This window comes from Serratia sp. HMSC15F11 (assembly GCF_001808215.1).
Classification (GTDB): Bacteria; Pseudomonadota; Gammaproteobacteria; order Enterobacterales; family Enterobacteriaceae; genus Serratia; species Serratia nevei.
The window spans coordinates 1-13,330 of the sequence record NZ_KV792385.1 but is presented as its reverse complement, the minus strand read 5'-3'; the positions used below and the strand labels follow the sequence as shown (position 1 = coordinate 13,330).

The 13,330-nt window shown below is 55.8% G+C and carries 10 protein-coding genes; 1 reads left to right on the top strand and 9 read right to left on the bottom strand.

The features are described from left to right. Positions 1–257: 257 nt before the first annotated feature. The 9 genes from speB to speA all read right to left on the bottom strand — a co-directional run bounded on the left by speB (position 258) and on the right by speA (position 11,117). Positions 258–1,178, bottom strand: coding sequence for an agmatinase (gene speB / locus HMPREF3138_RS00205; protein ID WP_004937606.1), 921 nt, complete (start codon positions 1,176–1,178; stop codon positions 258–260). A 352-nt stretch (positions 1,179–1,530) separates the two neighbouring features. After that, positions 1,531–2,076 (bottom strand): fimbrial protein, encoded by a 546-nt coding sequence (locus tag HMPREF3138_RS00200; RefSeq protein WP_038874461.1) that lies wholly within the window; start codon positions 2,074–2,076, stop codon positions 1,531–1,533. A gap of 316 nt (positions 2,077–2,392) precedes the next feature. Beyond that, positions 2,393–2,929 carry a fimbrial protein gene (locus HMPREF3138_RS26050; RefSeq protein WP_071605594.1) on the bottom strand — a complete coding sequence of 179 codons (537 nt, stop codon included), beginning with the start codon at positions 2,927–2,929 and terminating at the stop codon, positions 2,393–2,395. 39 nt (positions 2,930–2,968) lie between these two features. Continuing rightward, the gene (locus tag HMPREF3138_RS24930; protein WP_071605595.1) at positions 2,969–3,502 is read right to left on the bottom strand and encodes a fimbrial protein; all 534 of its coding nucleotides are present in this window, start codon (positions 3,500–3,502) and stop codon (positions 2,969–2,971) included. A gap of 8 nt (positions 3,503–3,510) precedes the next feature. Beyond that, positions 3,511–4,431 (bottom strand): fimbrial protein, encoded by a 921-nt coding sequence (locus HMPREF3138_RS00195; RefSeq protein ID WP_049194135.1) that lies wholly within the window; start codon positions 4,429–4,431, stop codon positions 3,511–3,513. A gap of 10 nt (positions 4,432–4,441) precedes the next feature. Further along, on the bottom strand, positions 4,442–6,982 hold the full coding sequence (locus HMPREF3138_RS00190; RefSeq protein WP_223294872.1) for a fimbria/pilus outer membrane usher protein: 2,541 nt from the start codon (positions 6,980–6,982) through the stop codon (positions 4,442–4,444). Between the two features lie 29 nt (positions 6,983–7,011). Further along, the gene (locus HMPREF3138_RS00185) at positions 7,012–7,686 is read right to left on the bottom strand and encodes a fimbrial biogenesis chaperone (RefSeq protein WP_038874459.1); all 675 of its coding nucleotides are present in this window, start codon (positions 7,684–7,686) and stop codon (positions 7,012–7,014) included. Positions 7,687–7,813: 127 nt separating this feature from the next. Then, positions 7,814–8,314, bottom strand: a complete 501-nt coding sequence (locus HMPREF3138_RS00180) for a fimbrial protein (protein ID WP_038874457.1) — start codon at positions 8,312–8,314, stop codon at positions 7,814–7,816. Between the two features lie 826 nt (positions 8,315–9,140). Then, a complete protein-coding gene (gene speA, locus HMPREF3138_RS00175) occupies positions 9,141–11,117 on the bottom strand; it encodes a biosynthetic arginine decarboxylase (protein ID WP_038874455.1) in 1,977 nt (658 codons plus the stop codon). A gap of 908 nt (positions 11,118–12,025) precedes the next feature. On the opposite strand from speA, the gene metK reads away from it, so the two are divergent. Beyond that, a complete protein-coding gene (gene metK, locus HMPREF3138_RS00170) occupies positions 12,026–13,180 on the top strand; it encodes a methionine adenosyltransferase (RefSeq protein ID WP_033654692.1) in 1,155 nt (384 codons plus the stop codon). The last annotated feature ends 150 nt before the right edge of the window (positions 13,181–13,330 follow it).

The window sequence follows — 13,330 nt, the reverse complement described above, 5'->3', positions numbered from 1 at the left end:
ATGGATATCGACTCGGGGCTTTTCTCTTTGTACCTTTCACGCAGGCTCCAGATACAAAGATCCAGAGCACCCGCGCGCAGTATATGCATCCTCCCCGCAATCCCGGTTCCTTTTCTCTGACTCAGTTTCATTTCTGCGCAGAATTGCGCAAAGGCGTTGCAACAGGCTGAAAATCGCAGCGCGGATGGCGACAAATGAAATAAAAAAAGCGGCCCCATACGATGGGAGCCGCTTTTTCAGCGAGGCGTGGCCTGGCGTCAGGCGTGTTTCTTCGCCGCCTGCAGGTACAGCATCTCCAGGCCCAGGGTCGCCGCGGCCAGCGCAGTGATCTCGGACTGATCATAGGCCGGCGCCACTTCTACCACGTCCATGCCGACGATGTTCAGCGACTGCATGCCGCGCACCAGTTTCAGCGCACGATCGGAAGTCAGGCCGCCGATCACCGGCGTGCCGGTGCCCGGTGCGAACGCCGGATCCAGGCAGTCGATGTCGAAGGTCAGGTACACCGGCATATCGCCGACGATGCCTTTGATCTGGGTCAGCAGGTCGTCCACGCTGCGATCGTTCACCTGCGCGGCGTCCAGCACGGTAAAGCCGTTGTCATGATCGAACTCGGTGCGAATACCGATCTGCACCGAGTGGTGCGGATCGATCAGGCCTTCGTTCGGAGCATGGTAGAACATGGTGCCGTGGTCGAACTTGCTGCCGTTGGCGTAGGTATCGGTATGGGCGTCGAAGTGCACCAGCGCCAGCTTGCCGAAATGCTTGGCGTGCGCGCGCAGCAGCGGCAGGGTCACGAAGTGGTCGCCGCCGAACGAGAGCATACGCTTACCGGCCTTCAGCAGTTTCTCCGCGTGCGCCTGCAGCTTGTCGCTCATGTCCTGCGCATCGCCGAAATTGAACACGATGTCGCCGCAGTCAACCACGTTCAGCCGATCGCGCAGATCGAAGCTCCACGGCCAACGGTTGCCTTCCCAGGCCAGGTTGGTGGATACCTGACGAATAGCCGCCGGGCCGTGACGGCCACCGGCGCGACCGGAGGTCGCCATGTCAAACGGAATGCCGGTGATGACCCACTCTGCATCGCTGTCGTAAGGCATGAAGTTCAGCGGAAAGCGCAGGAAACCAAAGGCGTTGGACACTAATGAATTATCGGACTGATGGCCTAAGGTGCTCATAGTAAACCCTCGTAGTTCAACAAGTTGCCGGGCGCAGACGCCGGGCCGTTACAAAAAAAAATCCCTCCCGCGTCGTTAGCCCGACGAGAAAGGGATTTATTCGATGTGTGCTTCGGTGCTACCGATGCAGCAGATTATGGCCGCATTTTTCCTAAGCTTCAAGCGGGTGAGAGCGACAATATCTGAACGAGCAAGGTTCATATCCTGCCCTGGCATGCCAGTTCATTCGTTCCAAGACGGAACAGCCAACCTCCCTTAAAACCTCCTATAACCAGTAACGACTCCGTTCGCCGAGAACAAATCTCAATATCGCTTATCTACCCCGCCCTCATCTCTGGCACGAACCTTATGCTCAAAGATAGTCCAGTGATACTTGCAACATGGTATTGCCACTGCCCCCACTGATATTATCGCTAACTGAAACATATTGAGCATAGAAACGAGCCCATTGTTTATTATGTTGCTGGGTCCAGGGTATTTGGTAATGAAACGTCGGTCGACCATTAGGTTTGGCAACTCGCTCATCACCGTTTATCCTGGTTATCAACTTCAGTCCTATCCCTTTAGCACCACTTACCTCATCCAGTGCAAACACTTCAGGATTGGCATCCGAAGCTTTACCTTCAAGCCGTACGCCTACGAGCGAAGAAGCCCCACATTCAATTTCCAGATCGAATATCTTTTCAAGACTTCCATCACCGATAGAACTGAACATCGACCGATTAACCTCCCCCATTTCAATCGTCATATCTTTCGAACTGGTAGCTATATTACAGGCACTTTCCGACACCCTGCCGGTAATATTGATATTGCCATCCGCTGCGTACACCAGTGGTGTCAACATAGCTGCACTAAGTAATGCTAACAGCGGTATCGTTCTTTTTACTTTCGTTATCATAGCTAAATTCCTTATGACTGGACGGGGTATTATTTATGCTGATAATTTAAATAACCCGACGGAGCGATACATCGGGTGGATTGGTTTAGTTATAGAGCAGGGTAAACTGTACAGCGGCATTAGCACGGCCTATAAAAGCGTACGGTGACTCCCATGAGCCACCATCAACGGCTACCTGTACCCCAACTCCAGATGCAACAGAGTCACTATTTAATTCAAAGGTGTTTCTTCTCTCGTATCGGTTAGCTTCACTACCATGAATACTGAAGTCGGCTCTTAAATCCGGGACACAGTCATATTGATAGATTTCAACCACTCACATATAGATAAGACTGATCTGCACGGTAGTATTAGCGCTGCCAGGAACAATATCCTTAATATATCCAGAAGAATTATAATACCTAGCATAAAAATATAGCGTAGCCTCACCTAAAGAGTTAGGGGTAACATATACTCTTTCATCCCCAGGGCCTATGCTCGTATACTCATTAATAGCTGGGAAGTAGCCACCTATGGCGATAGCAACTCCCTTAGCCGTAGATTCCTTATCCAAATAAAAATATTTCCCAAAATTAGAATTTAATCCCGAACCATCAAAACGAATGCCAATACGAGCGCTCCCATCTGGTGGACACCCCGTAGCCTTAAGGCTAAAATAAGAAGTTGACTGAGCATATACAACATCCTTCCGACTAACATTCCCCAATGGCACGGTCATTGTTTTACTTTCATCAGTCAGATTACAGCTGGCATGAACGAATGTTACCTCAGATTTTAATGTAGCATCTGAAGCCAAAGCCGAGAATACTGTTCCAAAACTGCTTAACAACAAGCCGAAAATTACCTTTTTCATTATAATCCCCTTATAGTGCAACGCACCACCCAGAAGCAATTAGTTATATGCAACAGAAATTTGGATATTGACATTAGCCTTTCCAACTGTAATAAATTTATTTTTATCCAGACGAGAAACACCAAAAGTAAATGGAATAACATTTCTACTTCCCGCTCCTGTGTTTAGCCCGCCTGCGTCTAAATAGTCATTAGGTGCGATATATTTATAATTCTCATCATATATATAAAATGACACATTACTCGCCGCACCTGGCTGATCATGATTATCCGGCACAAAAGATCGTCCATCGTAAGATGAAACATTACCTTCAAATTTAATACGTACAAAATCCACAGGGCAGTCCAATAATGTAATCGCCCTCTTTTCAGATGCGCCAGATTCATGCTTTACAGAATTACCCAGCCGCGTACCAAAATCTACGATGATATTCTTGGACTCATCATCAACCCGGCATGTTCCTTCCCGTACCTGACCTGTCACATTAATATTCCCGTCCGCCGCGTATAGCGGCTGCGCCAGCATGGCAGTACCGAGCAGCGTCAGGGGCAGTGCTATTTTTCTCATCATCATCTTCGTCCTTATTGATAGGTGAGGCTAAAGGTCGCCACCGCGTTGGCCTCGCCGGCGGCGATCTGCGGTTGCGTTTGGTAATAACGGGCGCTGAATGGGTAGCTGCGCAATCCCTGCAAGGCCGTTTCTAACGGCAGCCGTTCGCCCAGCACCAGCGGCGCGCCGCGATAAAGCAATTGCACCCCTACGCCGCGTGCGCTGGACTGCTCATCGGGATTAACCAGCGCTAATACGCCAGGCATATCGCCGTCTGCGGCGATGCCATCGAATTGAATATTGACCCGCGCACCGGCGTCACAGGCCAGATCCAGCAGGAAAGGCTGTTCGCCGCGCGTGCTGCCCACGCCGCGAAAATCGCTGCGCGCCACTTCACCCAACGCGACGGTGCGATGACGGCTGCCCTGCAGCTCACAGGCTAAACGAGCGATCGCGACCGGTTTTTGCAAGGCGATATCCAACACCGCTTGGCCGTTGAGGGTGCGGCGGGCCAGGGTTTCCGCCGTCAATACGCCGGAGGATAATGGCCCGGTCACCACCAGGCGCAGGCTGATTTGCCGTCTTCCGGCGGCAATGGCGCCGCTTGCCGGCCAACCACCGCTGAAGGCGGCGTCGGTATCCAGCGCATACCCCAGACCGCTGATAGTGGTGCCATAGACCGCGCTGTTGCCGCTTTTCAAACCGCTGTCGCTACCCAACAGGTTGAGGCGGGCCTCTTCCGCACCTTCACAGGGCGCCAGCGACGCCGCTTGCTGCACCTGGCGCGTGCCCTGCCATACCACACTGCCCACCGGCAGATCGCGTTGCAGCGTCTGTGCCGGAATGTCGAACAGCAGCCGTTCCGGGCTGCCGGCCGGTGGGCATTCCGCCCCCCAGACGCCGCCTGCTGCCCATAGCCCGCATAGGCAGAGCGTCCATACTCCTGCTTTCACCTTTCGCTCCTTAACGGCACTGGGCCGCGATCTCCGCAATCTCCGCGCCGGCCGTCTCCGGCAGTGCGTAGTTAGCCCGGCACTGCTGATCGGCCTGCTTGCCCCACTGCACGTGCAGCGCCCCGCTAAGCGGCGCGCCGGCCAGGAACAGCAGACCGCCATCCCCCACGATGCTGCCGCCATCCTCGCTACCCATCAGGCTTGCCGTCGCGCCAAAGGGCACCGGCCGGCCGTCGGCGCGCGTCAGCGTTACCATCAACCGAGAGCCGACTTTGGTCTGATAATCCGCCAACACCACCGCGCCGCGGGTTGGGATCACCGTCTGGCTGGTCAGCCCCAGCTCCACATCGTCCGCCAGAGTGGTCGGATCCAGCGCGATCATGTTTTGGCGATAGGCAGAGAGATAAGGCACCACCGCATAACCACGATCATCTGTTTTCACTCCCACCTGATTTACCACGCTGACCCCGCCGGCACCCGGCGCGCGCACCAACGCCACCGTGTCGTTAAGCGGTTGCGACAACGTTATCCCGCCGGCATGTAGCAACACGCCGCCCTGCATGTCGTAGTTCACCCGCTGACGCTGGCCATCCAGGCTCAGCCCGGCGCCGAGCAGCGCCTTGCTGCCGCGATAACCGAGCGTCAGGTTGCCGTTCTCACCTTCCCCCTGATTGCCGTAACCGCCGGTCAGCCCCCAGTTCAGGTTGTCGCCTTGCAATGCGGTGCCGTTCACGCCCAGCGTCTGCAGCGTTTTACCGTTTTGGGCGTTACTGATGCCGTAACTGCCCCAGGTGTTGTGTGCCCAGAGGTTCAGCGGCACGCTGACGTTCAACGCCACTACACGATCGGTTTGCGCCCGATAGCTTTTGTTCTGGCTGTAGTTGAGGCCATAACTCACGCCTGCGAGGCTGCCGTTATAGCCCAGGCTGACAGACTGGCGCTTACCCTGCTCATGCCAGCTTTGATCCTCCGCCAGGCTCAGGAACAACGAGCCGGGTAACGGCCCCAGCCCCTGTTGCAGCGAAAGTTCTTTACGGCTGCGGGTGGCGGCGTTGTTTGACCCGCCGAGGGTTTGCATCGCCTGTTGCAGCGTGCGATAGCCTTCGCTCGCATGACGATAGCCGGCAAGGCTCAACTGTGTGCCGGTGAGCGGGAAACTTTTCTCATAGCGCAAGCGCCACATTTTGCCTTGCCGCTCGCTCCTCTGAGCGGCCTCCTCCGGCCGTCTGGCCCAGCTTTGCGTCACGTCCAACGAGAGCGCACCGGCGCGGCCAAGGTTTTGCCCGACGCCTATCGCGAGGGAGCGGTAGCGATTGGCCCACTGCCCGCCGCCATATAGCGTGGTGCCAAGCGGCAAACCGTAGATCAGCGTGCCCTGCATAAACTTCTCATCATCGGCGCTCGCGTCCGGCGCACGGTATTGCCCGGCGGCCAGGCCGTAGCTGAGCCGCCCTTCGCGCTGCAGCACCGGCAGCGAGGCAAACGGCACCAGCAGGCGCTGTTCCGTGCCGTCGCTCTCCTTGATGGTGACATCCAGATCGCCGCTGCCGGAAACCGCATAGAGATCGCTGATTTCAAACGCCCCCGGCGGCACATAGCGCTGATCGATCACCACACCGTTCTGGCGGACGATCACTTCCGCGTTGCTTCTGGCGATGCCGCGCACCACCGGCGAGTAGCCACGCAGGCTGTCCGGGTACATCTCCTCCACCGAAGCCAGCAGCAGGCCACGCAGCGGCACCGAATCGAAGATATCGCCCGGTGTGGCGGCATCGCCCAGCGTAAGCAACCCATTCAACTGGGTAATATCTCGCTGCACGTAGCTGTTCAAGGTGCGCCAATGCGCCTGCCCCTGCTCGTCTCGGTTCCACACGCCGTCGTGCCGCAGCCGCCAGGCGCCCCAGTTGACGCCGTTGCGCAGGTTGACGAAATAGCTGCTTGTATTACCGCCCCCCTGTCGGTTGCGGTCGTTCGCCCCGCGCAGGGTGTAATTGCTTAACAGCGCCGGAATGCCGCTGTCCCATTGCTCCGGCGGCACATAGCCGCGCGCCTGGCGCTTTAACGCCGCCTGCGGGATGCTCAGCTTCAACTGTTGCTGTTCAAACAACAGCTCCGCTTTCGCCCCCGGGATTGCCTGCGGCAGGTTGATGCATCCTTCGGTTTGCCGCAGCGCGGGAAACGCGGCCATATCGACACCAAAGCCTTCCAGATCCTCCCGCTGCAAGCAGGGTTGAAGGTGCTCCCTACCCTGCCCGTCGGGCTGCAGAGAGAAGGCCAGCGCACGGGTATCCCGCTGTTGTTCGTTAAGGAAGATATCGACACGATACTCTCCCGGTGGCTGCTGATCCGCCTCGGAAAACAGCGCCAGATCTACCTCGGTAGGCGGCGTATTACCGATTTGCAGCAGGCTGGAGCTGAAGCGGTAATCGGCCTGTGCCGCCCCGCCATACAACAGCACACCGGCAATCAGCCAGGCCAGCGAGCTCAGCCGATGCTGGCCGTTGTGCCGCTGCGCACCGCTTTGCCATCCATATTTCACGTCCCTGTTCACGCCGTATCCTCAGATAGCCGATGGGCACGTTACAGCGCCTGTTGGAACTGTGCACTCAGGCCACCGTAGTCGTTAATCACCTGCCAGCTCACCTGCTTGCCCGTTGCTGAAGGCGGCAAGGTATAGGCCAGCGTGGCGAACGGCGCCACCATCTGCGGCTCTTTGATTTTTTCGCCGGCGACGGAAACCGTGGAGAAGCTTAAGTAGTAGGGGGAGTCATTGATCGCCTTCAGCGTGTTGCCGCTGCGCTCCCAGCGCACCTTTTTAGCCGCCTCTTCAGGCAAACCGACCAGCGACGCCGGGCGATAGAACAGTTTGATGCGGGTGCGCACCGCGATTTGCAGGTGGTTGCCTTTGCCTTCCGCCTCCGGCGGCACCGTTTTGACGCTGAGCCAGAAGACCGATTCGCGATCTTCCGGCAGCGCCTGCGCGGTTTTCACCACCCGCAGCGTGTTTTCTTTGCCGCCATTCAAGCGAAACAGCGGCGGCGTCACCAGGAACGGTGCTTTTACATTACCTTCCAGATCGGCGTTAACCCACGACTGCACCAGATAAGGGATATCGTCCGGGTTTTTTACCGTGATGGTCGCTTCCTTCTTACCGCCGGGATAGACCAAACGGGTGCCGCCAACCACGACGCCAGCGGCGGCCTGAAAACTGTTGAGTAACAACGTGGCGCACAACGCCAGATAGACTGCCTTCATTGTTTCCATTCCCTGATGTTATTTCCCGTTTCTCAATAAGCGCTGCGGAATACCCATTCTGGCGGGCGAAGATGCAGCGAATAACCGGCGAAAAGGTATTCCGCCGGTAAATTAATGCTAAAAAGAATCAGTTATACGAAACGCTAAATTGGATAGTGGCGTTAGCATCACCGGCGGTGACTTTATCCGTTGATTTGTAGACTGCTAAGAGGGTGAGGGAATTAGTACCCTCCTTTAATTCGAGAGCTTCTGACTTGCCACCTGGGACGATATCCTGACTTGGCCCCTTAATACGCAAGGCAAGCCCGGTGGCGCCGCCGGCGGTGAGCTTAAACAGATCTTTATTATCGGCATCCGCCTCGCCGTCCAGTTGCACGGTGGCTGTTTTCAGGTTGGCCGGGCAATCTTTCAGATCCAATGAGAACAGTCTGGACTGCTCTTGAGCCTCATCACCGACATTTTTAAATGCCGCCGCCGCCACATCCCCCATCTGCACGTTCAGCGTCGGATCCACTATGCAGGCGTTGTCGACGATTTTTCCGGTGAAGTTAATTACGCCGTCGGCGGCGAATGCGGAGGAAGAGATCGCCGCACAGGCCAGTGCGGAAGCTACCAGATACTTTTTCATATAAGTCCCTTATATTATTTAAACCACTAAGTTATATGTCGATATACATAATTTACCGTGGCGTGAACACCACGTTTACTGCGCATCTCTATTACCGATGCCAATATATAATACTTCACGCAAGATAATATGGGTGCCATGCATGGAGTCATCATTATAAAATCTAAGGAATGTCATTAGCACTTAGAAAACCACCAAGGATAATAAGACATTTAAAAACATTAATTCAATCAAAAACAAAAAAAGGAGAAAAAAACAAAACCAAAGACCATGATTAATGAATTTACTTTTTTAAAAATCAGAATCAGACCCTAACAACAGGAATGAATAAATATAGAAAAAATACAACCCGCTATAAAACAAGGAGATTTCTCATTAATAAGGAAAGACCAAACCATACAGGCATTTAATAAAAAACTTAAACCCATAACAAATATAAAACAAAACGAAAGACAAACTGTTAAATTATCGAGCTTATAATGAATAGCAATAAATAATATTGATTATATTTTTAACAGGAAAATATAGTTTGTGAATGAAAATGTTAATTTCAGAGGTTTCTTGTATTTAGGAAATGAATTTATCGGAAGGATAAATTAAATAACAATATGAAATAAAACATACTTTTCGTAACGCGTTGAGCTCACCACTGCATAGCAGGACGTTGCATCAAGGCGGCAAAAGCCCGGTAATATTTAGTACGCCCTGCGACACCGTTAAAACGACAGCATAAGTATCTGCGACCTGTACGCCATCTATAACGTACCCGTGCAACAGAAAAGAAAAGGCCGGGTGCCTTAACGACGCCCGGCCTTTCTTCATTTCATCACTCGTCTTCCAGATACGTGTAGCCGTACAGGCCGGCTTCAAACTCTTCCAGGAACTGCGCCTGCAGCTCGCCGTCCAGGTCGGTTTCTTTGACCTGATCGCGGAATTTGGCCAGCAGCGCACTTGGATCGAGCTGCACGTACTCCAGCATGTCCGCCACGGTGTCGCCCTCGTCGGACAGTTCGGTCTCGACGCTGCCGTCCGGGAACACGTACACGTCAACCGAGGCGGTGTCGCCGAACAGGTTGTGCATGTTGCCGAGGATCTCCTGGTACGCGCCGACCATGAAGAAGCCCAGCGCAGGCGGGTTCTCCGGATCGTACGGCGGCATCGGCATGGTGGTCGCCACGCCGTCGCCGTCGACATAGTGGTCGATGGTGCCGTCGGAGTCGCAGGTGATGTCGAGCAGCACCGCGCGACCTTCCGGCGGCTTATCCAGCCCTTCCAGCGGCAGCACCGGGAACAGCTGATCGATACCCCAGGCATCCGGCATCGACTGGAACAGCGAGAAGTTGACGTAGAACTTGTCCGCCATGCGCTCTTGCAGTTCGTCGATGATTGGGCGGTGCGCGCGGTTGCTCGGATCAAGCTGCTGCTGGATCTTGTTGCAGATGTTCAGATACAGCTGCTCGGCCCAGGCGCGCTTGGTCAGATCCAGCATGCCGTGTGCGTATTGGGTATGCACGTCGTGCAGATCCATCTGGCTGTCGTGCAGCCATTCGCGCAGCGAGCGGCGGTTCTCCGGCTCGTTCATTTCCAGCCAGGTTTCCCACATGCTTTCCAGCGCGCGCGGCGCGTCGGCTTCCGGCGGCAGCGGTTCGCTGAACTCGTTGCGCTCTACGCCGATCACGTTGGAGACCAGCACCGTGTGGTGCGCGGTCACGGCGCGGCCGGACTCGGTGATCACCGTCGGGTGCGGCAGGCCGTGTTCGTTACAGGCGTCGCCGATGCCCCAAATCACGTTGTTGGCATATTCGTTCAGGCCGTAGTTCACCGAGCAGTCGGACTGCGAGCGGGTGCCTTCGTAGTCGACGCCCAAGCCACCGCCCACGTCGAAGCACTGAATGTTGACGCCCAGCTTGTGCAGTTCAACGTAGAAGCGTGCCGATTCGCGCACGCCGGTGGCGATATCGCGAATGTTGGCCAGCTGCGAGCCCAGGTGGAAGTGCAACAGTTGCAGGCTGTCGAGACGGCCCGCTTCGCGCAGGGTTTCCACCAGCTTCAGCACCTGCACCGCCGCCAGGCCGAACTTGGATTTCTCGCCGCCGCTCGACTGCCATTTGCCGGAGCCCTGCGAAGCCAGACGCGCACGCACGCCAAGGCGCGGCACCACGTTCAGCCGCTCGGCTTCTTCCAGCACCAGGTTGATCTCGGACATCTTCTCGATCACCAGGTACACCTTGTGCCCCAGTTTTTCCCCGATCAGCGCCAGGCGAATGTATTCACGATCTTTATAGCCGTTACAGACGATCACCGAGCGGGTCATGCCAGCATGTGCCAGCACCGCCATCAGCTCGGCCTTGGAGCCGGCTTCCAGCCCCAGCGGTTCGCCGGAGTTCACCAGCGACTCAATCACGCGGCGATGTTGGTTTACCTTGATCGGATACACCAGGAAATAGCCGCCCTGGTAACCGAATGACTCACGCGCGCGTTTGAACGCGGCGTTGATCGAACGCAAGCGATGCTGGAGGATCTGCGGGAAGCAGAACAGCGCAGGCAAACGCTGCCCGTCTTGCTGGCGCGTTTTCACCAGTTCTGCCAGATCGACGCGCGCCTGCGGGACATCCGGGTCCGGGCACACGCTGATATGGCCCAGCTCGTTGACGTCATAGTAATTGTTGCCCCAGTAGGCGACGTTATAAGTGCGCAGCATCTTGCTGGCATTACGATCATTCATGGCAACCTCCTGCATGGAGCGCAAAGATAAAGACTCGCCCGCAACCAGCGGGCGGTGAATCAACAGATCATCAGACATGGTTCGCCTCACATTCCGCACTGACGAAACCGTCAGCCACTATCGCAGCTACAACCCGCGAGAACAACCCAACAAGCCGCGCTGGCGGCAGCGAAGAGAACTGCCGTTCGCGGTCAGCGATCGGTTTATCACTCATATAATTGTAAGACACCCTGTTCAAACCTCGTGAATCGGGCCAAGAAACATCCCACAGGAAGGCTGCAGGCTACCCTTGTTCAGTTCTTCAGACGACCGTTAGCCGGCCCGAGAATCCTGAGTAGCGGCCAAGTGTTTATCGCACCTGGTAAGTGACAGAGAGACAAGACGGGAAATAGCAGAAGAATGTGCGCCAGAACGGCACTGCTGTTGGGAACCAACAACCGGTAGACAACGGATCATTAATCCAACCACCTCCACGCGCGCCGTTCGGAGTGAACGACCCAGCCTCTAAAATAGTGTAAGAACGTGACCGTTCGATGAAGCGGCGGCGCTCACGGCGAACGCCTGCGACGGATAATAGCGCAACGCCAGCGAATGCAAAGCGGAAGTTTATCGCACCTTCCCCACCGCCAATCGCCGTACTGTGCAGCAAATGAACCGCGCGCGCAGTTTATACCGGTAAGCAGGTGAAAAAGCAAAATGAAAATTCGCCGAAAACTGTTTCAAGCGATGAAAATGGCGCCAACCCGTTTGCGCAAAAGAGCGAAAGCGCAAAAAATTACTGGCAATCTGGCTAAACCCTGACCTAAAATAGACGTCCAGATGTTAATCCATCTATACTGGTTAACTGATAAACTGCTTAACGGCTTTGCCTGAGGGGCGTTGCAGGATGCATCTCGCGCCATCAGCGGAAGACCCTTCGCTTTGATGCCGGATCTCCAGCGCTGTGCAGTAATTTCTAACCCGTCTTATGCAAGGTAAAGAACACAATGGCTAAACACCTCTTCACGTCCGAATCCGTCTCCGAAGGACATCCCGATAAAATCGCCGATCAGATCTCCGATGCCGTCCTCGACGCCATCCTGGAACAGGATCCGAAAGCGCGCGTCGCCTGCGAAACCTACGTGAAAACCGGCATGGTGCTGGTCGGCGGTGAAATCACCACCAGCGCCTGGGTCGATATCGAAGAGATCACCCGCAAAACCGTACGCGAAATCGGCTACGTTCATTCGGACATGGGCTTTGACGCCAACTCCTGCGCAGTATTGAGCGCCATCGGCAAACAATCCCCGGATATCAATCAGGGCGTTGACCGTACCGATCCTCTCGAGCAGGGCGCCGGCGATCAGGGCTTGATGTTTGGCTACGCCACCAATGAAACCGACGTGCTGATGCCGGCTCCGGTGACCTACGCGCACCGTCTGGTGCAGCGCCAGTCCGAAGTGCGCAAAAACGGCACCCTGCCGTGGCTGCGTCCGGACGCGAAGAGCCAGGTGACCTTCCAGTACGACGACGGCAAAATCGTCGGCATCGACGCCGTGGTGCTGTCCACTCAGCATTCCGAAGACATCGCGCTGAAAGATCTGCAAGAAGCGGTGATGGAAGAGATCATCAAACCGGTACTGCCGGCGGAATGGCTGACGGCGGGCACCAAATACCACATCAACCCAACCGGCCGTTTCGTTATCGGCGGCCCGATGGGCGACTGCGGCCTGACCGGCCGTAAGATCATCGTCGACACCTACGGCGGCATGGCGCGCCACGGCGGCGGCGCCTTCTCCGGTAAGGATCCGTCCAAGGTTGACCGTTCCGCGGCTTACGCGGCGCGCTACGTGGCGAAAAACATCGTTGCCGCCGGCCTGGCCGATCGCTGCGAGATCCAGGTGTCTTACGCTATCGGCGTAGCGGAACCGACCTCCATCATGGTGGAAACCTTCGGTACCGAGAAAGTGCCGACCGAACAGCTGACGCTGCTGGTGCGCGAATTCTTCGATCTGCGCCCATACGGCCTGATCCAGATGATGGATCTGCTGCAGCCGATCTACCGCGAAACCGCTGCCTACGGCCACTTCGGCCGCGAGCACTTCCCGTGGGAAGCGACCGACAAAGCCGCGCTGCTGCGCGATGCCGCCGGCCTGAAATAAGCCCCGACATCAACATGAAAACGGCGAGCTTAGGCTCGCCGTTTTTTTTGAGCGGATGGGTGCTCCCGGATCAACGCAGCGACTTGCCGGCAAGCGGAGGCAAAGCCCCCGCCGCCGGGTTGCCTTACCGTTCGGATTCGTAAGCCAAAA

Coding starts and splice junctions, on each gene's coding strand:
- speB (WP_004937606.1), bottom strand. CDS start 1,178: ATGAGCACCTTAGGCCATCAGTCCGATAATTCATTAGTGTCCAACGCC.
- HMPREF3138_RS00200 (WP_038874461.1), bottom strand. CDS start 2,076: ATGATAACGAAAGTAAAAAGAACGATACCGCTGTTAGCATTACTTAGT.
- HMPREF3138_RS26050 (WP_071605594.1), bottom strand. CDS start 2,929: ATGAAAAAGGTAATTTTCGGCTTGTTGTTAAGCAGTTTTGGAACAGTA.
- HMPREF3138_RS24930 (WP_071605595.1), bottom strand. CDS start 3,502: ATGATGATGAGAAAAATAGCACTGCCCCTGACGCTGCTCGGTACTGCC.
- HMPREF3138_RS00185 (WP_038874459.1), bottom strand. CDS start 7,686: ATGAAGGCAGTCTATCTGGCGTTGTGCGCCACGTTGTTACTCAACAGT.
- HMPREF3138_RS00180 (WP_038874457.1), bottom strand. CDS start 8,314: ATGAAAAAGTATCTGGTAGCTTCCGCACTGGCCTGTGCGGCGATCTCT.
- speA (WP_038874455.1), bottom strand. CDS start 11,117: ATGTCTGATGATCTGTTGATTCACCGCCCGCTGGTTGCGGGCGAGTCT.
- metK (WP_033654692.1), top strand. CDS start 12,026: ATGGCTAAACACCTCTTCACGTCCGAATCCGTCTCCGAAGGACATCCC.